Origin of the sequence: Nocardia asiatica NBRC 100129 (genome assembly GCF_000308415.1) — a bacterium.
In the GTDB taxonomy this organism is placed as follows: domain Bacteria; phylum Actinomycetota; class Actinomycetes; order Mycobacteriales; family Mycobacteriaceae; genus Nocardia; species Nocardia asiatica.
Genome location: NZ_BAFS01000003.1, coordinates 13,728 through 33,792, shown reverse-complemented (window position 1 = coordinate 33,792; position 20,065 = coordinate 13,728). Strand labels below are relative to the sequence as shown.

General features: G+C 67.4%; 21 protein-coding genes, 1 tRNA gene and 1 pseudogene. 10 read left to right on the top strand and 13 right to left on the bottom strand.

Annotated features, from left to right (window positions below):
- The 6 genes and pseudogenes from ON27_RS00360 to ON27_RS00335 all read left to right on the top strand — a co-directional run.
- Positions 1-469 (top strand): annotated as a pseudogene (locus ON27_RS00360) (serine/threonine protein phosphatase); the annotation flags it as partial.
- Positions 469-1,953 (top strand): FtsW/RodA/SpoVE family cell cycle protein, encoded by a 1,485-nt coding sequence (locus ON27_RS00355; RefSeq protein ID WP_043717480.1) that lies wholly within the window; start codon positions 469-471, stop codon positions 1,951-1,953. The pseudogene ON27_RS00360 and the gene ON27_RS00355, both read left to right, overlap by 1 nt.
- Positions 1,950-3,416 carry a peptidoglycan D,D-transpeptidase FtsI family protein gene (locus ON27_RS00350; protein WP_043717477.1) on the top strand — a complete coding sequence of 489 codons (1,467 nt, stop codon included), beginning with the start codon at positions 1,950-1,952 and terminating at the stop codon, positions 3,414-3,416. The genes ON27_RS00355 and ON27_RS00350 overlap by 4 nt, the downstream gene beginning before the upstream one ends.
- A 37-nt stretch (positions 3,417-3,453) precedes the next feature.
- Positions 3,454-4,968: a protein kinase domain-containing protein gene (locus ON27_RS00345; RefSeq protein WP_043717474.1), complete on the top strand. Its 1,515-nt coding sequence runs from the start codon at positions 3,454-3,456 to the stop codon at positions 4,966-4,968.
- Positions 4,965-6,869, top strand: coding sequence for a Stk1 family PASTA domain-containing Ser/Thr kinase (gene pknB, locus ON27_RS00340; protein WP_043717470.1), 1,905 nt, complete (start codon positions 4,965-4,967; stop codon positions 6,867-6,869). Before ON27_RS00345 ends, pknB begins: the two co-directional genes overlap by 4 nt.
- A gap of 106 nt (positions 6,870-6,975) precedes the next feature.
- A complete protein-coding gene (locus ON27_RS00335) occupies positions 6,976-7,395 on the top strand; it encodes a CBS domain-containing protein (RefSeq protein WP_043717467.1) in 420 nt (139 codons plus the stop codon).
- Positions 7,396-7,639: 244 nt separating this feature from the next.
- Here ON27_RS00335 and ON27_RS00330 read toward each other — a convergent pair whose 3' ends face one another.
- Together ON27_RS00330 and ON27_RS00325 are read right to left on the bottom strand one after the other, a co-directional pair.
- Positions 7,640-8,320 (bottom strand): RibD family protein, encoded by a 681-nt coding sequence (locus ON27_RS00330; RefSeq protein ID WP_043717464.1) that lies wholly within the window; start codon positions 8,318-8,320, stop codon positions 7,640-7,642.
- Entirely contained in the window at positions 8,317-8,961 is a 645-nt protein-coding gene (locus tag ON27_RS00325; RefSeq protein WP_043717461.1) for an aminodeoxychorismate/anthranilate synthase component II, read from the bottom strand. The genes ON27_RS00330 and ON27_RS00325 overlap by 4 nt, the downstream gene beginning before the upstream one ends.
- A gap of 96 nt (positions 8,962-9,057) precedes the next feature.
- Between ON27_RS00325 and crgA the strand changes: the two genes are divergently transcribed.
- Positions 9,058-9,321, top strand: coding sequence for a cell division protein CrgA (gene crgA, locus ON27_RS00320; protein WP_040871406.1), 264 nt, complete (start codon positions 9,058-9,060; stop codon positions 9,319-9,321).
- An 89-nt stretch (positions 9,322-9,410) separates the two neighbouring features.
- The gene (locus tag ON27_RS00315) at positions 9,411-9,896 is read left to right on the top strand and encodes a PH domain-containing protein (protein ID WP_245559724.1); all 486 of its coding nucleotides are present in this window, start codon (positions 9,411-9,413) and stop codon (positions 9,894-9,896) included.
- Between the two features lie 60 nt (positions 9,897-9,956).
- Here the strand turns inward: ON27_RS00315 and ON27_RS00310 are convergent, their stop codons facing one another.
- Both ON27_RS00310 and ON27_RS00305 read right to left on the bottom strand, forming a co-directional pair.
- Positions 9,957-10,829, bottom strand: coding sequence for a rhomboid family intramembrane serine protease (locus ON27_RS00310; protein WP_043717458.1), 873 nt, complete (start codon positions 10,827-10,829; stop codon positions 9,957-9,959).
- A 4-nt stretch (positions 10,830-10,833) separates the two neighbouring features.
- On the bottom strand, positions 10,834-11,361 hold the full coding sequence (locus tag ON27_RS00305) for a peptidylprolyl isomerase (RefSeq protein ID WP_043717504.1): 528 nt from the start codon (positions 11,359-11,361) through the stop codon (positions 10,834-10,836).
- Between the two features lie 106 nt (positions 11,362-11,467).
- On the opposite strand from ON27_RS00305, the gene ON27_RS00300 reads away from it, so the two are divergent.
- Positions 11,468-11,680, top strand: coding sequence for a hypothetical protein (locus tag ON27_RS00300; RefSeq protein WP_043717455.1), 213 nt, complete (start codon positions 11,468-11,470; stop codon positions 11,678-11,680).
- Positions 11,681-11,695: 15 nt separating this feature from the next.
- Here the strand turns inward: ON27_RS00300 and ON27_RS00295 are convergent, their stop codons facing one another.
- The 4 genes from ON27_RS00295 to ON27_RS00275 all read right to left on the bottom strand — a co-directional run bounded on the left by ON27_RS00295 (position 11,696) and on the right by ON27_RS00275 (position 15,854).
- On the bottom strand, positions 11,696-12,544 hold the full coding sequence (locus ON27_RS00295) for an ABC transporter permease (protein WP_051046080.1): 849 nt from the start codon (positions 12,542-12,544) through the stop codon (positions 11,696-11,698).
- Entirely contained in the window at positions 12,541-13,542 is a 1,002-nt protein-coding gene (locus ON27_RS00290) for a daunorubicin resistance protein DrrA family ABC transporter ATP-binding protein (RefSeq protein WP_043717451.1), read from the bottom strand. The genes ON27_RS00295 and ON27_RS00290 overlap by 4 nt, the downstream gene beginning before the upstream one ends.
- Positions 13,543-14,372: 830 nt before the next feature.
- Positions 14,373-15,320, bottom strand: coding sequence for an acyl-CoA dehydrogenase family protein (locus ON27_RS00280; protein WP_043717446.1), 948 nt, complete (start codon positions 15,318-15,320; stop codon positions 14,373-14,375).
- Between the two features lie 48 nt (positions 15,321-15,368).
- Positions 15,369-15,854 (bottom strand): pyridoxamine 5'-phosphate oxidase family protein, encoded by a 486-nt coding sequence (locus ON27_RS00275; RefSeq protein WP_043717443.1) that lies wholly within the window; start codon positions 15,852-15,854, stop codon positions 15,369-15,371.
- Positions 15,855-16,113: 259 nt separating this feature from the next.
- On the opposite strand from ON27_RS00275, the gene ON27_RS00270 reads away from it, so the two are divergent.
- Positions 16,114-16,818 (top strand): YoaK family protein, encoded by a 705-nt coding sequence (locus tag ON27_RS00270; protein ID WP_245559723.1) that lies wholly within the window; start codon positions 16,114-16,116, stop codon positions 16,816-16,818.
- A gap of 53 nt (positions 16,819-16,871) precedes the next feature.
- Here the strand turns inward: ON27_RS00270 and ON27_RS46075 are convergent, their stop codons facing one another.
- From ON27_RS46075 to ON27_RS44250, 5 genes are all read right to left on the bottom strand, one after another.
- On the bottom strand, positions 16,872-17,420 hold the full coding sequence (locus ON27_RS46075; protein ID WP_083887295.1) for a C40 family peptidase: 549 nt from the start codon (positions 17,418-17,420) through the stop codon (positions 16,872-16,874).
- A gap of 643 nt (positions 17,421-18,063) precedes the next feature.
- On the bottom strand, positions 18,064-18,855 hold the full coding sequence (locus tag ON27_RS39585; RefSeq protein ID WP_051046079.1) for a hypothetical protein: 792 nt from the start codon (positions 18,853-18,855) through the stop codon (positions 18,064-18,066).
- Positions 18,855-19,580, bottom strand: coding sequence for a ParA family protein (locus ON27_RS00255; RefSeq protein ID WP_157227052.1), 726 nt, complete (start codon positions 19,578-19,580; stop codon positions 18,855-18,857). The genes ON27_RS39585 and ON27_RS00255 overlap by 1 nt, the downstream gene beginning before the upstream one ends.
- A gap of 239 nt (positions 19,581-19,819) precedes the next feature.
- A tRNA-Ala gene (locus ON27_RS00250) sits at positions 19,820-19,892 on the bottom strand.
- A gap of 6 nt (positions 19,893-19,898) precedes the next feature.
- Positions 19,899-20,006 carry a DLW-39 family protein gene (locus tag ON27_RS44250; protein WP_217441000.1) on the bottom strand — a complete coding sequence of 36 codons (108 nt, stop codon included), beginning with the start codon at positions 20,004-20,006 and terminating at the stop codon, positions 19,899-19,901.
- Positions 20,007-20,065 lie beyond the last annotated feature (59 nt).

Below are 20,065 nucleotides of genomic sequence, written 5' to 3'. Positions count from 1 at the left end.
CCTCGGCTACTCCATCCACGACGTGAACCTGGTCGGGTGCGTGACCCGCAACGGGGAACTCACTCTGAGCGAACCCGGCCAGGACGTTCCGTCCTCGTGCAAGCCGCTGAAGGTCAGTGATCTGAAACAGACCGGCCGCGACCAGGTGGACAAGGGGTTGCCGCCGGGGTCGCTGGACAAGGCCAGAGACTCGATGACCTACCTCGCCCAGCGCGAACTGCTGCCGCCCTGCCCGGTCAAGGAAGCGGCGCCGCAGCCAGGGGTCGTCCCGTCTCCCGAACCCGCGCCGCCCGCGCCCAACGGCGCTCAGCCCCCGGCGGCCACCGGTGCGCCCGCACCCGCGCCGGAGCAGGGCGACGCCAGGGGCACCGAGATCAAGACGCCGACGAAGTCGGAGGCTCCCGCCTCGCCGTCGACCACCACGCCGAACCCCCAGACCACGGGGGAGAGCTGCCGGGTGACGGACTGATGTCCGCGCCGGCACCGCCGTCGGCTGGAGCTTTCCCCAGTCCCCCTGGCGGCTTCGCTCCCGCGCCACCGCCGAGCACCAGACGAAACGTCGAACTGTTGTTGCTCGCCGCGGCGGCGGTGATCACCACCGTGTCCCTCTTCCTGGTCGAGGCCAGTCAGGAACAGTCGATCACCTGGGACATCGCCAAGTACGGTCTGGCCTATCTGGCGCTGTTCGCGATCGCGCACCTGGCCGTGCGGCGGTTCGCCCCCTTCGCCGATCCGCTGCTGCTGCCGATCGTCGCGCTGCTCAACGGTCTCGGCCTCGTGCTCATCCACCGGCTCGATCTGGCCGACCAGCAGACCGCCGCCTACAACTCGTGGGCGACCCCCTCCCCCGACGCCACCCAGCAGATCCTGTGGACCGCGCTGGGCACGCTGGTGTTCATCGCGCTGCTGATCGCCTTGCGCGACTACCGCACGCTGGCCCGCTACAGCTACACCCTCGGCCTGATCGGACTCGTCGCGCTGGCCATTCCGGCGCTGCTGCCCAGCGCGTTCTCCGAGACCAACGGCGCGAAGATCTGGATCCGGCTGCCCGGCTTCAGCGTCCAGCCGGGCGAGTTCGCGAAGATCCTGCTGATCATCTTCTTCGCCTCGGTGCTGGTCGCCAAGCGCGAGCTGTTCACCGCCGCCGGACGGCACTTCCTCGGCATGGAGTTCCCGCGCGGCCGCGACCTCGGCCCGATCCTGGCCGTCTGGATCGTCTGCATCGGCGTGCTGGTGTTCGAGAAGGATCTCGGCACCTCACTGCTGATCTTCAGCACCGTGCTGGTGATGCTCTACATCGCCACCGAACGGGTCGGCTGGTTGATCATCGGCGGCGGGCTGCTTGCCCTCGGCTTCCTCTTCGCCTACCGGCTGTTCGGCCACGTACGGGTCCGGGTGGAGACCTGGCTGCACCCGTTCGACGACTACAACAACACCGGCTATCAGATCTCCCAGTCGCTGTTCGGCCTGGCCACCGGCGGCCTCGCCGGGACCGGCCTCGGCAGCGGACGACCGAACCAGGTGCCCTTCGCCAAGACCGACTTCATCGTCACCACCATCGGTGAGGAACTGGGACTCATCGGGCTCGCCGCGGTGCTGGTGCTGTTCCTGGTGTTCGTGGTGCGCGGGCTGCGTACCGCGCTGGCGGTGCGCGACAGCTTCGGCAAGCTGCTGGCGGCCGGTCTGTCGTTCACCATCGCGATCCAGCTGTTCGTCGTGGTCGGCGGGGTGACCAAGCTGATTCCGCTGACCGGTCTCACCACTCCGTTCATGTCGTACGGCGGCTCCTCGCTGTTGGCCAACTACGCGTTGCTGGCATTGCTGATCAAGATCTCCGACGCAGCCCGCGCGCCCGCCCCGGTGCGCAAGAAGGAGCCGGCGCCGCTCGCCGACGCGCAGACCGAGATGCTGCGCCGCGACGCGGGACGACCGGAGGCAGGGCCCCTGACATGAACACTCCACTACGCCGAGTCGCGGTCGCGGTGATGGTGATGGTCGTCGCGCTGCTGGCGAACGCCACCTACGTGCAGGTGATCAAGGCCGACGACCTGCGCTCGGATCCACGCAACTCCCGCGTGCTGCTGGACGAGTACTCCCGCCAGCGCGGGCAGATCTCCGCGGGCGGCACCGTGCTGGCCAGTTCGATCGCGACCGACGACCGGTACAAGTACCTGCGCACCTATCCGACCGAGCCGGAGGCGTACGCGCCCGCGACCGGTTTCTACTCGATGCAGTACGGCAGCACCGGCTTGGAGCGCGCCGAGGACTCCGTGCTCAACGGCTCCGACAGCCAGTTGTTCGGCAGCCGTCTCGTCGACCTGATCTCCGGCCGGGATCCACGCGGCGGCAACGTGCTCACCACGCTCGACCCGGTGATGCAGCAGGTCGCCTACGACCAGTTGACCAGCAAGGGCTACACCGGATCGGTCGTGGCGATCGAGCCGAGCACCGGCAAGATCCTCACCATGGTGTCCACGCCCAGCTACGACCCGAACCAGCTGTCCGGGCACGACGGCGCGCGCGGCACCCAGGCGTGGGAAACCCTGAGTGCGGATCCGCGCCATCCCATGTTGAATCGCGCCATCTCGCAGACATATCCGCCCGGGTCCACGTTCAAGGTCGTGGTCACCGCCGCCGCGCTGGCCAACGGCCTGGCGACTCCCGACGACCAGTTCACCGCCGCGCCGAACATCACGCCGCCGGGCACCAGCGTCCCGATGGAGAACTACAACGGTTCCACGTGCGGTCCCAACCCGACCGCTTCCTTGTACGAGGCGTTCCGGCGCTCGTGCAACACCGCGTTCGCCGAACTCGGGCTGAAGGTGGGCGCCGCGAACCTCAAGGACGAAGCGGCCGCGTTCGGCGTCGGCCCGCGCCGTGGCATCCCGATGCCGGTGGCGGAGAGCACCGTCGGCCCGATCTCCGACCAGGCGGCGCTGGCCCAGAGCAGCATCGGGCAGCGCGACGTGGCGCTGACCCCGCTGCAGAACGCGGTCGTCGCCGCGACCATCGCCAACGGCGGCGTCCGGATGGAGCCCTACCTGGTCGACCAGTTGCAGGGCCCCGACCTGAGCGAGCTGACCAAGACCAAGCCGGTCTCGGTCGGCCAGGCCGTCAGCGCCGAGGTAGCGTCGACCCTGACCAACCTGATGATCGCGTCGGAGAGCAATACCGCCGGAGGTGGCCAGACCCCTTATCAGATCGCGTCCAAGACCGGCACCGCGGAGCACGGGGCCAACCCGCGCAACACGCCGCCGCACGCTTGGTACATCGCGTTCGCCCCCGCGCAGAACCCGAAGATCGCCATCGCGGTGATCGTGGAGAACGGCGGGGACCGGGCGCTTGCCGCGACCGGTGGCTCGGTGGCCGCGCCGGTGGCTCGCGCGGTCCTGAACGCCGGTCTTCGAGGGGGCTGAACGATATGGATGTGCGAGTGAAGGTACGGGGACCTCGATGCTGAACAACGGTGCGATGATCGCCGACCGGTACCGGCTGCAGCGGTTGATCGCGACCGGCGGCATGGGCCAGGTCTGGGAAGCGTTGGACACCAGGCTCGACCGCAGGGTCGCGGTCAAGGTGCTGAAGTCGGAGTTCTCGGCCGACCCGACGTTCCGGCATCGATTCCGCACCGAGGCGAAGACCACCGCCCAGCTGAATCACCCCGGCATCGCCGGGATCTACGACTACGGCGAGACCATCGACCCGCAGGGCAGCGAGATCGCCTACCTGGTCATGGAGTTCGTCCAGGGTGAGCCGTTGAACACCGTGCTCAACCGGCTCGGCAGGCTGTCGGTGGCGCAAGGCCTCGACTTGCTCGAGCAGACCGGACGCGCGCTGGAGGTGGCGCACCGTGCGGGCGTCGTGCACCGCGACGTGAAACCGGGCAACATCCTGGTCACCCCGACCGGGCAGGCGAAGATCACCGACTTCGGCATCGCCAAAGCGGTGGACGCCTCCCCGGTCACCAAAACCGGCATGGTGATGGGCACCGCCCAGTACATCGCCCCGGAACAGGCGGTGGGCGAGGACGCCACCGCGGCCAGCGACGTCTACTCGCTCGCCGTGGTCGGCTACGAAGTGCTGGCCGGACAGCGGCCGTTCACCGGCGACGGCGCGATCACCGTCGCGATGAAGCACGTGCGCGAGACTCCGCCCCCGATGCCGGCCGATCTGCCCGGCAACGTGCGCGAACTGATCGAGATCACGATGGAGAAGGACCCTGGGCGCCGCTACGCCAGCGGCGGCGAGTTCGCCGACGCGGTCGCCGCGGTGCGCGCGGGTCGACGTCCTCCGCCGCCGAGCGGCGCCCATCCCGCCGCGCCGCTGACCGGCGCCACGCGGGTGCTCCCGCCCGGGCCGACCGCCGTGATCCCCTCCACGCCGAGCGACTTCGACGGTGCGACGGTGCGCTACTCGACGCCCGCGGCCGGCGCGGTGGGCGCGGCGAATCGCGCGGGCACGGTAGCCGCTCCGGCCACCGTGCTGAGCCGTGGCGCGGCGGGCGAGCCGCCCGCCGACGGTCAGCGGTTCACCTCCACCCAGAAATGGCTGGCGGGTCTGGGCATCGGCGCCGTGCTGCTCGGCGCGCTCACGATCTTCCTGCTGTTCGGCGGGGACACCAACCCCGATTCGACGCCGTCGCCGACGACGACGATCGCACCGAACCCCAAGCCCGTCCCGCCGGTGGCCAGCACGACCGTCCCCAGGCCCGTACCGCCGCCGGTGGACACCGAGACCTACGAACCGCCCACTACCGAGCCGAAGACCACGACACCGGAGCCGACGACGACCACCCCGCCGCCCACCACCACGGCACCGAGCACGACGAAGCCGACGACCACCGCGCCTACCACCACCACCCGGCCGCGCGTCCCGACCCTCGACCTACCATTCCCCGAGATCCCCGGCGCCCGTGGGCCTTCGGCCACCCGCAGCGGACCCGCTACTTCTTCGCAAGGACTGCCATGACGACCCCGAAGAATCTCTCGTCTCGCTACGAGCTGGGCGAGATCATCGGGTTCGGCGGTATGTCCGAGGTGCACAAGGCCCGCGATATCCGGCTGAGCCGTGACGTGGCGATCAAGGTGCTGCGGGCGGACCTGGCCCGCGACCCCACCTTCTACCTCCGGTTCAAGCGCGAAGCGCAGAACGCCGCCGCGCTCAACCACCCGGCGATCGTCGCGGTCTACGACACCGGCGAGGCCGAGGTGGACGGCGGCCCGCTGCCGTACATCGTGATGGAGTACGTCGACGGCGACACGCTGCGCGACATCGTGCGCGGCAAGGGACCGCTGCCGCCGCGGCGCGCGATGGAGATCATCGCCGACGTCTGCGCTGCGCTCGATTTCAGCCACAAGGCCGGGATCGTGCACCGCGACATGAAGCCCGCGAACATCATGATCAACCGGTCGGGCGCGGTGAAGGTGATGGACTTCGGCATCGCGCGCGCGCTCGCCGACAGCTCCAACCCGATGACGCAGACCGCGGCGGTGATCGGCACCGCGCAGTACCTCTCGCCCGAACAGGCGCGCGGCGAGACGGTGGACGCCCGCTCGGACGTCTACTCCGTCGGCTGCGTGCTGTTCGAGATCCTCACCGGCGAGCCGCCTTTCACTGGTGACTCGCCGGTCGCCGTCGCCTACCAGCACGTCCGGGAGGACCCGCGGCTGCCCTCGCACGTGCATCCCGGGGTTCCGCGCGAACTCGACTCGGTCGTGCTCAAGGCGATGAGCAAGAATCCGGCCAACCGCTATCAGACCGCCGCCGAGATGCGCGCGGACCTGATCCGGGTGCTCGGCGGCCAGAAGCCCATCGCGCCGATGGTGATGACCGACGAGGACCGCACCACCTTCATGGGCTCCGACGAGCCCGGGCCGCGCGCCTACCGCACCGTGGAGCGCGACGACGACGACACCGCCGAGCAGGATCCGGCCGAGCCGAACGGCCAGCGCCGGACCGCCTACCTCGCGCTCGGCGCCGTCGCGGCCGTCGCCGTGGTGTTCGCGCTGTTCTGGGTGCTGCTCGGGCCGGGAAGCCGACCGGACCAGGTCGCCGTTCCGGATTTGTCCAACAAGTCCTCCCAGCAGGCTCAGGACGCGCTGCAGAAGCTCGGCTTCACGGTGGCGATCCAGCAGAAGCCCGACAGCAAGGTCGCCACCGGCAACGTGATCGCGACCCAGCCGCTCGGCGGCTCGCGGATCGACGAGGGCAGCACCGTCACCGTCCAAGTGTCCTCCGGGCCCGCGCAGGTCCAGGTGCCGAAGCTCACGGGACTGACCCAGGAGCAGGCCGAGCAGGTGTTGAACTCCAAGGGCTTGCGGATCAACCCGAACATCGAGCGCAAGCCGTCGAGCACCGCCGAGAAGGACCAGGTGATCGAGCAGAACCCGTCACCGGGTTCGAAGGTCGACGTCGATTGGGAAGTGGTGGTCACGCTCGGCACCGGCCCGGAGGCGGTCCGCGTCCCGTACGTCGTCGGCCAGATGATCGACGTGGCGCAGCCGAACGTCGAGGGCAACGGCTTCAAGGTGGTCGTCCAGGAGGTGCAGTCCGCCAAGCCCAAAGGTGAAGTGGTCGCTTCCAGCCCGGCGGGCGGCAGCAGCGCGGAGAAGGGCTCCACGGTCACCATCCAGGTGTCCGCGGGTGACGTGAAGATGCCGTCGCTGATCGGTCTCACCGTTTCGCAGGCGGTGGAGAAATTGCGTGCGGAAGGGTGGACCGGCAGCACCAGCCAGATCAGTCAGTCGCCGCAGGGCACCTTCGACGCGGGCAATGTCGGCCGCATCCTCAGCCAGCAACCGTCCGCGGGCAGTTCGCTGCAGAAGAACGGCGCCATCCTGGTCGGCGTGGGGGTGCTGGGTCCGCCGTGACCGGCGCCGGCGCCGGTCTGACGAAAACGAGACCATCCGGTGTGAATTGCGGGAGAATGATGCTGCTCCATCCCAATCAGCGCAGCTGAGCACGAGGAGGTAGCTCATGACCACTGCCAGGGACATCATGAAACCCGGCGTTCAGTGGATCCCGAAGGACACGACGATCGAGCAGGCCGCGCGAACCATGGCCGAGCTCAACGTCGGATCCTTGATCGTCTCGGACGAGAACGAGCGGATGTGCGGCATAGTCACCGACCGCGACATCGTGGTGAAGTGCATCGCCCAGGGCAAGACCCCGTCGAATTGCCGGGTCGATGAACTGTGCGAAGCGACGCCACGGTGGGTCGACGCCAACGCCGACATCGAAGAGGTTCTCGACGAGATGGAAAGCAACCGGGTCAAGCGCATGCCGGTGATCGAGAACAAGCGACTGGTCGGCATGATCAGCGAGGCGGACCTGGCCAGGCACCTGGACGACAATCAGCTCGGCGAGTTCGTGACCGCCGTCTACGGACGTCCTTAGGTCCCGGACCGGCGCGGAAGCCGGGCACGGCATCGCGCTTCCCGCGTCCTTCTCTGAGCACTTCGACACCACGCTGCCGAGCGATCCGATCTGCCGCTCGGCGATGGACCCGGCCGGACTCGTCGGTGCGTCAGCGGACGGGTCGAGGTGCCGGGCGAGTTCGGGCCGCGGACGGCCGGCGGTCGTCCGCGGTTCGACCGCACGCCGTGGCGCACATGCCGATCGCCGGCTTGTGGCACCGGCGTCAGTGGGGTTCGGTCTTCGGTAGATAGCGCAACACCGCGACGTCGCCCACTTGCGTCACGCCGGTGAGCCGCATTCTGCGATGGGGCGCGCCCGGAAAGTCGGCAGGGTCCAGGAAGCGAGGTGCCGCGGCGTCGCCCACCAGGATGGGGGCCACCGCGAGGTGCAATTCGTCGGCCAGATCGGCGGCGAGGAAGGCGGTATGGATGCGGGTTCCGCCCTCCACCATGAGACGGCCGACGCCCCGCAGGCCCAAATCGTCCAGCAGCGCGCCGAAGTCGAGTTCGGTGCCGAGATTCACCACCTCGGCCAGCCCAGCGAGCCGGGTGGCGACTCTCGGCGCGCCTACCTCGGTTGTGTAGACGAGCTTGTCGCCGCCGTGTTGCCAGAACCGCAGGCCGGGATCCAAGTCGCCGCTCGCCGAAACCGTCACCTTCAGCGGATACTCCGGCTTGCCCGCCGCGACGCGGCTCGCCCTGCGATCAGGGCTGTCGACGAGCAACCGGGGGTTGTCGCTGCGCAAGGTCTGCGCTCCCACCAGGATGGCGTCGGAGTCCGCGCGAACCTGATCGACCCGATCGAAGTCCGCCGCATCGGACAGACGCAGCCGCTCGGGGCTCGCGTCATCGATGTACCCGTCGACGCTCACCGCCACCGACAGCAGTACATGGGGACGCGTCACTGCAGCACCAGCGCGGCGACCTCCGCCTCCAGCGTCTGCACCAACCCCTCGGCGGGACGCTCTCCGCACACGCCGAGCCAGTTCGCCAGCATCCGGTGCCCACCCTGGGTCAGCACCGATTCCGGATGGAACTGCACGCCGTGGATCGGCAACGTGCGATGGCGCAGGGCCATCACGATCCCGCTCTCGGTGCGTCCGAGCACCTCGATCTCCTCCGGCAGAGTGTCCTCGACCACGGTGAGCGAGTGGTACCGGGTGGCGGTGAACGGGTCGGGCAGACCGGCCAGCACGCCCGCACCGATGTGGAAGACCTCGCTGGTCTTCCCGTGCAGCAACTCGGGCGCCCTGGTGACGGTGGCGCCGAACGCCTCGCCGATCGCCTGGTGGCCGAGACACACCCCGAGCAGCGGAACCTCCTGCTCGGCACAGGCGCGCACCAACGGGATGCTGGCGCCCGCACGATCCGGGGTGCCGGGACCGGGGCTGATCAGGATACCGTCGAAGTCGCGCACGACCGCGCCGACGTCGGCCAGGTTCGGGTCGTCGTTGCGCCAGACGACGGCATCCACACCCAGTTGACCGAGGTACTGCACCAGGTTGAAGACGAAGCTGTCGTAATTGTCGACGACCAGAACACGCATGGTATCGAGATTACGTCCCGGCACGGCACCGCGTCGCATCCATTACCTGTTGGGATAGCCTTAAGACCACGACCTACCGCCGAATACGAGGACGTCATGCCCAAGTCGAAGGTCCGTAAGAAGACCGACTACACGATCAACCCCGCCAGCCGGACCCCGGTGAAGGTAAAGGCTGGGCCGTCTCCGGTCTGGTACGTCGCCATCATGCTCGGGTTCATGCTCGCCGGGCTGGTGTGGCTGCTCGTCTACTACCTGGCGGCCGAGCAGATCAGCTGGATGAACGACCTCAACGCCTGGAACTTCCTGATCGGCTTCGGCCTGATGGTGGTCGGCCTGATCATGACGATGCGCTGGCGCTGAGCACGGCGGCGACACAGATTACAGACGTGTCATTCATGCACACCTGTGGATGAGCCTGTGGACAACTCGAGGAGCGATTGGGGAGTGCTGTGAGTGCGGAGCCCGCGGTGCCCGGCCCACGGCAGCGCGACGAGCCGAGCCACGCCTGGACCACGCCGACAGCCGCGCTCGTCGCGGTCACGGTAGGCGGCCTCGCGCTGGCTGTCGCCGCGATCGTGACCACCGAGGCGGCCAGTCGCCTGCTCGTCGGGCTCGCGGCCGTCGGTCTGCTCGCGCTCGCCGGCCTCGGATTCCGGCAACGGCCGCGGCTGTCCGTCGTATCCGGTGATCGACCTCGCTTGGTGGTGCGCACGCTGACCGGAGCGGACGAATACCCGCCCGATCAGATCGTCCGTGCCCGCGTGGTGGGCTATAGGCGCCTCGGGCGCAAGATGCCCATGCTGGAAATCGACGTCCTACACGGCGGCGCGGAGCGGCTGCTGATCTTCGGACGGTGGGATCTGGGCGTGAACCCCGAGATCGTCTACCACGACCTGGTCGAAGTCCTACGACTCACCGAGGACAAGACCCGCTGACCGCGTCCGGGTTGTCGGCCCACCCGGACGCGGATGTTTCACGTGAAGCGAATGCCGGTGTCAGGCAGCGGAAGTGATCGCGCCCACCGACACCAGCGCCAGCGCCGCGATCGCGATCAGCGCCACGGACACCCAGCCGACCGTCCGTGCCGCCTCCGGCGTCTTCACCCGCAACCAACCGGGCAGGAACAGGATGCCGAGCGTCGCCAGTGTGCCCGCCGCCAGACCACCGAGATGCCCCCAGAGCGAAATGCCGGGCAGCGAGAAACTGATGAAGACGTTGATGCCGATCAGGATGAGCATCTGATTCGGGTTCTGCCGCAAACGGATGAGAATGACCGTGATCGCGCCGAACATGCCGTACACCGCCCCCGAGGCGCCCGCCGTGAGACTGTTCTGCGCGAACAGCATGACCCCGGCCGATCCGCCGAGCAGCGAGACCAGGTACACCGCGAGATAGCGCAACCGCCCGAGCACCAACTCGGCGTCCCGGCCCACCACGTACAGAGCGAACATATTGAGCAGCAGATGGATCGGACCGTAGTGCAGGAATCCGGAGCCGAGCACGCGCCACCATTCGCCGGCCGCGACGGCCGGTGCCCACAGCACCCAGTCCAGGAACAGCGCGGAGCCCCGCTGGTTGTCCATCAGGCTCTCGGCCTGCGCCGCGGTGATCGCGTAGACCACCAGGTTGATCGCGATCAGCACATAGGTCACGTACGGCGCGGCCGTGCGGGCCGCCGCCGCTCCCGAGACCGTCCGCACCGGCGCAACGCTGCGCTGATCGGTACGCAGACAGTCGACACAATGCTGGCCGACGGCCGCGGGACGCAGACACTCGGCACAGGATGGCCGCCCGCACCGCGTGCAGGCCAGGCCGGTCGGTCGATTCGGATGGCGGACGCATGTGGGTGCGGGCGGCTGAGGATTCATAGTCTCATTCGATCGTGATCTTGGTGATGACGACGGGTTCGAGCGGCCGGTCGTTGCGATCGGTCCTGGTGGTCGCGATAGCGTCGACGACCTTCCGGGAATCCGGGTCCACCACTTCGCCGAAGATCGTGTGCTTGCGGTTGAGGTGCGGTTGAGGGCGCACGGTGATGAAGAATTGCGAGCCGTTGGTGCCCGGCCCCGCGTTGGCCATCGCCAACAGGTAGCCCCGGTCGAAGCGCAGCTCCGGGTGGAACTCGTCGCCGAATTCGTAGCCGGGGCCGCCGCGACCGGTGCCGGTCGGATCGCCGCCCTGGATCATGAAGCCGGCCATCACGCGGTGGAACAGGGCGCCGTCATAGAAGGGACCGGTATTGCCGCCGCTGGCGTTCGCGGTGGTGTACGGCGCCGAACCGTCGGCGAGACCCAGGAAATTGCGGACCGTCTTGGGCGCGTGGTTACCGAAGAGCGAGAGCTTGATATCGCCGTGATTCGTGTGCAGCGTTGCCACGGATGTCTGGTTCGGTGAGGTCACGCCGCCCATCGTGCCACGGTCGGCGACGCGACCGCGGAACTGGGCCGCACCACCCCGTGAGCTGGGACTCCTGCGCGAATCGCCGGGCTGTGCATATTGTGGTCCCATGACCTCGGGGCGCCTGCATGTCTCTTCGCGTTCACGTAACCGGCTCGTCGTCGCGGCCGCCGTCGCACTGGCGGGCGCCGTGGCCTATTTGATTCGCACGCGCAGGCCGCAGCAGCCTGAACCCGCGTCGGCGCCCCCGCGCATCGGGTACTCCCGCAACGGCTCCGCGCCGACCCCCTTGGCGGAAGCCGGCGCGGAGCACGAGCGCTGACCCGCCCGTCGCCGGTCAGCGACTGACGGTCTTCTTGTACTGACGCAGAGCCAGCGGCACGAACACCACCAGGATCACCACCACCCAGGCCAGGGAGGTGATGACCGGATGCTGCAGCGACCAGGCGTTCGATGTGGGCGCCAGCGGGCTGGTGTTACCGAACAGGTCGCGGGTCGCCTGCGTGAGCGCGGACACCGGGTTCCACTCCGCGATCACCCGCAGCACGGTGGGCAGTTTCTCGCTGGGGACGAACGTGTTGGCGATGAAGGTGAGCGGGAAGATCACCATGAAGCTGGCGTTGTTGAACACCTCCGGCGCGCGCACCAGCAGACCGACCACGGCCATGATCCAGGACACCGCGTAGGCGAACAGCAACAGCAGGATGTAGGCCAGCACCGCGTCCAGGAACGATCCACGGATTCGCCAGCCGACCGCCAGACCGGTCACCGACATGACCGTCAGGCTGACCACGTTGATCACCACGTCACTGACTGTGCGGCCGACCAGCACCGCCGACGAGGCCATCGGCAGCGAGCGGAAGCGGTCGATGATGCCCTTCTGCATGTCCTCGGCCAGGCCTGCGCCGGTGAAGGTCGCGCCGAACACCACGGTCTGCGCGAAGATGCCCGCGATGAGGAACTCGCGGTAGCCGCCGGACAGACCCGGCACGTCGATGGCCGCGCCGAAGACGTAGGCGAACAACAGCACGAACATGATCGGCGAGAGCGTGGAGAAGATCAGGACGTCGGGTACCCGCTTGATCTTGATGACATTGCGTTTCGCGATGGTCACGCTGTCGCTGACCACGATGGACAGTCGCGCGCCCAGCGAGGGTCGTGCCAGGGCCGGAGCCGTCGCGGTCATCGGATCGTTCCTTCCGTAGCTTGAAGCTCGTTGTTCGCCTTGTCGCCGTCGGCGGTGGTCGCCGCGTCATGACCGGTGAGAGTGAGGAAGACGTCGTCCAGCGAAGGGCGCCGCAGGCCGACATCGTGGATCTGCACGTTGTGCTCGGCCAATCGCCCGACCGCCTCGACCAGCGCCTGTGATCCGTCGGAGACCGGGACGATGATCCGGCGCAATCCCGGCTCCAGATGGATCTCGCCGTCGGCCAGACTCTTCAGCGCGGCCTCGGCGGTGCCGAGATTGTCCGCGCGGTCCACGGTCAACTCGATGCGATCGCCGCCGACCATGGTCTTGAGTTCGTCCGCGGTGCCCTTGGCGATCACCTTGCCGTGGTCGATCACCGCGATGGAGTCGGCGAGCCGGTCGGCCTCCTCCATGTACTGGGTGGTGAGCAGCAACGTGGTCCCGCCCGCCACCAGTTCCTCGATGACGTCCCAGAGGTCCAGGCGCGCACGGGGATCCAGTCCGGTGGTCGGCTCGTCGAGAAACAGCACGGGCGGATTCGCCACCAGAGCGCCGGCCAGGTCCAAGCGCCGCCGCATGCCGCCGGAGTAGCCCTTGACCGGCCGGTCGGCGGCGTCGGTGAGCCGGAATCGCTCGAGCAATTCGCGCGCGCGTTCCTTACTCCGCTGCACGCCCATGTGATAAAGACGTCCCACCATTTCCAAATTCTCGAAACCGGTGAGGTATTCGTCGACCGCGGCGTACTGGCCCGATGCCCCGATGTGCGAGCGCAACGTCTGCGGATCGCGCAGCACGTCGATTCCCGCGACCGTCGCGTGTCCGGCATCCGGTACCAGTAGGGTGGTGAACACCCGAACGGTGGTGGTCTTGCCTGCGCCGTTGGGTCCGAGCAAGGCGGTGACGGTTCCTTCCGGGACCCGCAGATCGAGTCCGTCGAGGGCCACCAGCTGGCCATATCTTTTGACCAGACCCTCGGCGACTATTGCGTCGGGCATGATTCTCCTGAGGTTGAGTTCTCTGTGGTCGGCGTGCGACGCCGGAGGTTCCTGGCGCCGATCAATTCGCCGGATCGGGTGACCGGCCGATACCCGAGTCAGTATTGTCCCGGCCACCGACAAATTCATCCGATTTGTTCCGGACGGCCGGCGATCGGGGAAATCGCGCCACGCGAGAAGGCCGCATTCCGATCCAGTGGTGCTCGGGGGTACCGGATCGGAATGCGACCGGTTCGATGATCCCGCGGGCCTGGGCTGCGAAGCGCGCGTAGCGGACTACCCGAATCGAGTGCGAGCCGTACTCGGATAGCGGAAGTTCGAACGCGCGACGGGGCGGGGAACTGTTGCGTTCCGCGTGTGCGGCCGAGTCGGTGGGCACGAACGTATGTTCGCATCGGAGTCCGACAAGTTCCGCTGCCCGTACCCGGGGCGCGACACGCGGCACGTCGCCTCGCAGCGGCCGACACGCCCGAGCCCGCGCTGGATTTGCCCTACGGCGACCGGTCGGCATTTTCTACAGCGCTCGATGCCGCAGCAGGTCATGTCGTCAGTTCAGCGCGGAAAAGCCTGCTGGACAAGGCTTTTGGCTAACACCGGGCCAACGGTCTGGTCCCGTGCGGGCACCCGATCGACCGGTGGCGCCGACTGCCGACGGTCCGGAAAGGAATCGTGCCCGAAAAAACTTGGAAAGTGGTAGTCCCCCCGCACACACAATCGCACATCATCGAGTAGCATCGTTCACGTCGGCCCCTCCCCCCGGGCCGACCCTACGCGGGCCTCGGCTAACTCCCCCCCTTCGCCGAGGCCCGCTCCCCATTTCCGAGCTGTTCTCAGGTCAGGCCAGGCTGCTGGTCGGAGGCCGATTCGGACGGTTCGACCGCCCGCCAGGCGGCCGCGAGTCGCCGGCCGCGCACCCGCCCCGCGGTCGCGAGCAGTGGCCGGTCGCGCTCCCACCGCTGCCGGATCACCGGGTCCGCGGACTGCCACAGCGGTTCGAGTTCGTCCAAAAGTTCACCGAACACGTCGAAGAGGCCGCCGAGCGCGATGTGGACACCGGGAGAACCCGGCGCATCGATGTCCAGGCCGCGTACGGCGGCCACCGTGGTCAGCAGCCGCTGCCGGACGACCCGCGGCCAATCCGACATGCGGGCCACCCGCGTCAGCCAGCCCAGTGTGGCGGCGAGCACGTGGATGTCCTCGAGTGTACGAAACGGCTTGAGGTAGTGCAGATATCCGTCACCGGGCAGCACGCGCGCGGGCACGTCGGTCAGCACGACCGAAGCGTGCGGAACCTCGGGCGCGAACGGGAGGGCGGGGTGATCGGTCCGGCGCACACCGGTATCGCCGGCCTCGATCTCGCAGGCCCGCAACATATTCCGACCGTCCGGCGACGTGCCGACACTGGCGATCACCACCAGCCGACGCGCGAATGATCCCATGGTCGCAAACGATTTCGTGCCGTTGACCAGCCAGACGCCGTCCCGTTCGGTGAGCGTGGCGCGGATCTCGGCGGGGTGACCGCCGCCCTCCTCGGTCGCGCACATCGCGACCAGATCGTCCTGCGGCAGGTCCGGGATCAACGTGCGCAGCGCCTCCTGATAGCCGGACAGGAAGGCGAACCCGAGCCGATCGGCGCCGAAACCGCCCGCGATCGCCACCTCCACCGGCTGGTCGAATCGTCTCGCGGCCACGCGATGTCGCGTCCACGCCGCGGCGACGTCGGCGAGCGGCGCCGTCGCCACCGGCTCGGTCACCAGGAAGTCCAGCAGAGTATCCACCGGAGCACGGTACCGAGCGGGGAATTCGCCGCGGCCGAGCGCCCGCCTCTACGCGGAGGGCGCCTGCCAGATCCGGCTGCGCAGATCCATACCGCGGATCACCTGCACGCGCCACGGCTCCAACCGCAGGATCTGCAGTTGAGGATCGTGCGGCGACCGCCAGAACTGCCCGAGGTCGTAACCGGCCCCGCGCGGGCTCGTCTCGCGGTACAACTCCCACACCCGCTGCCGGATCTCGGGGGTGTCGACCCACTCCGCGGTCGCGTCGACCGCGACCGAATTGTTCGTGCCCTGCGCCCAATAAGAGAAATTGACATGCGGATTGTTCGCGATGTGCGCTGCCTTGACCGGCGTCCGATAGGTCGCCAGCCAGCCGAGCGGGCGGCCGTCCACGTCTTCCCAGATCGGGATGAGCACTCTGGTACGCGGCCGGTTGCGCTTGTCGACCGTCACCATGGTCGCGTACACGATCCGCCCGACATAGGCGTCGAACTCCGCCTCGATCTCCGCGAACGATCGAACCTTCTGTGTCACGCCGCCGCCTCCGCGTCATTTCCTGCGTTCACGATCGGATCCCTTCTTGGTCGGTTACTTCTCGTAACCGACAGGATCCTGCGTCACTGTCGTGGGCGAGGGAAGACGGCACTTTCGAATTACTCGGTTACCGCGCAGGAACCGGCTCGTTCCGCAGAGCCTCCGCGATCGAATGGCAACCACCGGCGCTGCGTCGGCGGATTCCGCTGACCAGCCTGCTTCACTGGGGTGTCGCCCCGTACCGGAAGGAGTTCGACCTGTGCCGGAGCTGGAAGAAAGTCGCGTATCGGCGCTTTTCGACAACGAGGCCAGACTGTCCTGGGTGCTGGCCGCGCTCGCCGGGCTGATAGGCGCGGCGGCGTTCATGCATACGGCTGGCTATTTCGTCACCTTCATGACGGGCAATACCGAACGGGCCGTGCTCGGGTACTTCCACGACGAGCCGGACATGGCACTGGCGGCTGCCGGATTGCTGATGTCGTTCCTCGCCGGTGTCGTCGTGGCCTCGTGGTGCCGCAGGCGTTACTGGTCCGGGCACCCGCACGGACCCACCCTGCTCACCACCGTCTGCCTGGCGCTCGCTTCGGCCATCGACATCCTGGAATACCAGACGGCCACCGAGCCGATCGGATTGCTGCCGATCATGTTCGTCGCCTTCGGCGTCGGAGCGCTCAATACCTCGTTCGTGCAGAACGGTGAGGTGTCGGTACCGCTCAGTTACGTCACCGGGACTCTGGTCAAGATGGGGCAGGGCATCGAACGTCATATCAGCGGCGGCGACTACGCGGACTGGCTCGGATATTTCCTGCTCTACGCGAGTTTCTCGCTGGGCGCACTGCTCGGCGGTCTGCTCAGCCTGGTGGTCGCCGGATGGGCCATGCTGATCACCGCGACCGTCGTGTGCCTGCTCGTCACCGGATTCACCTACCTGCACCTGGACCGGCACGGTCCCCTCACTCAGTGAAATCGCGGCCGCGCGTCTGCCTGCGCTCGCGGCAGTGGTGGCTGTCGAGGAAGTCAGAATCGGCGAGCGCCGGTCACCGGCATCGAGGAGAGCGGGGAGGTGGTCACCCCGGTGCCATAGGTCGATGCGTGGATGACTTTGCCTTCGCCTGCGTAGAGTGCGGAGTGGCTTCCGCCGTAGAACGAGACCATGTCGCCCGGTTGCAGGTCGTCCAGCGGTACCGGCGTTCCGATGGCGAGCTGGTCGTAGCTGGTGCGCGGGACGTCTACGCCCGCTTGCTCGTAGGACCACTGCACCAGTCCCGAGCAATCGAAGGTGTCGGGGCCGACCGCGCCGTAGTTGTAATCGGCGCCGAGTTTGGTTCGTGCCGCGTCGACTGCCATTTCACCCGCGGTCTTCTGCGGTATCACCGCCGCGGGCGGGGTGGGCCCCCGGGGCATGATCTGCGGGATATCCGCGAGGAAGGGAAGCTCGAACTCCGGAAGCGCGCCCAGCAGCGGGATCTCGATCGCCGGAACGATCGTCGGCACCTCGATCACGGGGACGGCCACCGAAAACGGGAATTCGATCGCCGGACCGAGCGTAGCCGGCGCAATTTCCATCTGCGGAATCTGAGCGGCGGCGGTTTTCTCGACAGCGCCGGCGGTTTTCTCGATTTCGTAGATCGCGGCAGTCACCGGAATCTCGGGGACCGGAAGTATCGCGTTGTGCCGGAACAGTTCTTCCGGCGGGCCGGACAACAAAAAGTCGTCGGTGATCTCGAATGTCCCCACGCCGGGGACGGTCACCGGCTGGGCCGATGCCTCCGCGGCGCTGAACAACAGGCCCATGAGGGCCGCCGCTCCGGCGGTGAGTGCCCAGAAAACGGCACGTCGCAGGTAACGAGTATATCGGACGTCGGTCGATGATGCCATGATGCGGTCCTCCGATGCTCATATCGCCGTTCTTCGGCGGAAGCCGTGCGTCGCCGTTGTTCCGGCGCGACGGACTTCACCGAAGACCTCGAATTGATTCGAAAACCATCACGGTGCTTCGTCAGTCCAGCGGATCCGATCCGAGCATTCACCTTTCGGCATAGAACACAGCACGTAAAGCTCAACACGCCCACCTTTCGTAACAAAACAATAACTCGTTTCTCGTGTGATCATTCGAAATATCAATTCGACGATCCGTAATTCCGCCCCCCGACACCGAGCGCCCCGCGGGGGATCGATCCACCGCGGGGCGAGGGCGAGTCGGCGACCTTCACGCGGTGATCTGCTCCTCGATCTGTTTCGCGATGGTCCGCAGCTTCGCCGCGAATTCGCGGGCCGCGCGCGGATCGTTACTCGATCCCTTGACGACGCGCCTGGTCAGCGCGGCGAGGCGGGATTCCACGGTGCTGAAGATGTCCGCCGCACGGTCGCTCGGGTCCTGCGGCAGTTCCCCGCGCAGCCACGCCTGGAGGCGCTCGACCACCACTTCCTCGTCATAGCGTTCCGGGAGGAGCGCGATGGCTTGCCGGAGCTTTCCCGCGGTCACCTTCACCTCAGCGCCGGCCGCGACGGTGGTGTAGACGGTGACCGCCGCGTCCTCGCCGTATACCGCTGCGACCGGCAGCAATTCACGCACCTGGCCCTCGTTGATCGCGGGCGCCACCGGATGCAGGCGGGCGGCCAGCGGCCAGGCGCGAATGAGCTTGTGGGCGTAGGACCGCTGCATATCCCACCGCTGCTCCACGTACTCGTCGAAGGTCTCGTGGCTGTCGCGGTACAGCCGGCCGTCCCGCACGATCTGCAGAGCGCGTCCGGCCGCCCAGAAGGCGATGCGCAGCGTGTCGATCGACGACTCGCACGCCGTCAGTTGCGCCCGTTCGCGCTCGCTCAGCGGACCGTCGCCGGCGTCCGGCACCGGCATGGTCAGGACATCCTCACTCGCTACGGCTTTCGGCCGACGCCATTCGGCATCGCGCAGCGGCGAGACCGGTGGCGTGTGCTCGGCGCCGTCGGATAGCGGGTTGGCGCCGCCGATCGACCCCTTCCTACGTTGCGGAGGCATCAGGCCGATACCTCCATCAGCACGCGGTAGGCGCTCACCAGCTCGTCGCCCACCCGCCGGTACTCGGCCAAATCCTCGATCGGGTTCTCGGCGCCCTCCCCGACCTCCCCGTCGGCCGCCTCCCGGTACCATTTCCAAGCGCTCAGATACGAATCGAATACGTCATAGCCCGCACTTTCCAGGTGCCCACGCTGCGCGCGATATTCGGTCGATACGTTCACACCTTTCTTCATGATCACCGGGACTTTGGTCATGAGCACCCGCACCCGGATTTCCCGTTCGCTACCGGCGGCCGCTTCTTCGGCCGCTTTGAACGTGCTCGGCACTCGTTTCACCTCGGACGGGCTGACACTCGTCAACAACAGCAGCTCGTCGCTCTCGGGAATGGCCGCCTTGAAGATCTCGGCCGACTCGCCGCCGGCGTCCACGATGATGACATCGAAATCGGCGGCATTGTCCGTGATGCAGTCGTTCACGTGCCGGGAGGGAAAGGCGACCAGGTCGAACGGCACTTCGACGCCCCCTTTGACCAGCCGTCGGTACCACGAGTACCCGGTCTGGCTGAGCGGGTCGGCGTCGATCACCAGCACCCGCAGTTCGTGCACCGAAGCGAAGTAACTCGCCAAGAAGAACGCCGATGTCGTCTTGCCGACACCGCCCTTGAGATTCCCCAGCGTGATGACCAGAGGTTCGGGCAATTCGAGTGGCGCAACAGAATTCGTCATAGACGGTCCTCCCGGGGTGCGGAGTGCATTACTGTGCGGGGCCAGTCTGGCATACGACGAGCGAATTTCGTCCGATTGCGCCCCTCCACCGCGGCCGTGCCGCTCGGCGCTCTGTGTCCAATTGGACACAAACATCGGTCGATCGGCATGCCGGCGGCAGGAATTTCGCCATTCCCGCACAGCCCTGGTGGACCGGCGCTATTCCGTCTCGCGGTGCGCCCGCCTCCACCGCGCGTTCGTGGAGCCTAGGGGAATCGAACCCCTAACCCCTGCCTTGCAAAGGCAGTGCTCTGCCAATTGAGCTAAGGCCCCCGTAGATCAGCGGGTGGTCACCTCGTGCCACAGGTCCGCGTCGCCGCGCTGACGCAGTTTGGAGATGCCGAAGAGGACCAGGACCACGACACCGGCGGTGAGCAGAATCTTCATGGTTTCCACCCTACTGCGCTGCAGGGAACCAGCCCAGAACGCGTCGAGCTGGTCTCCCG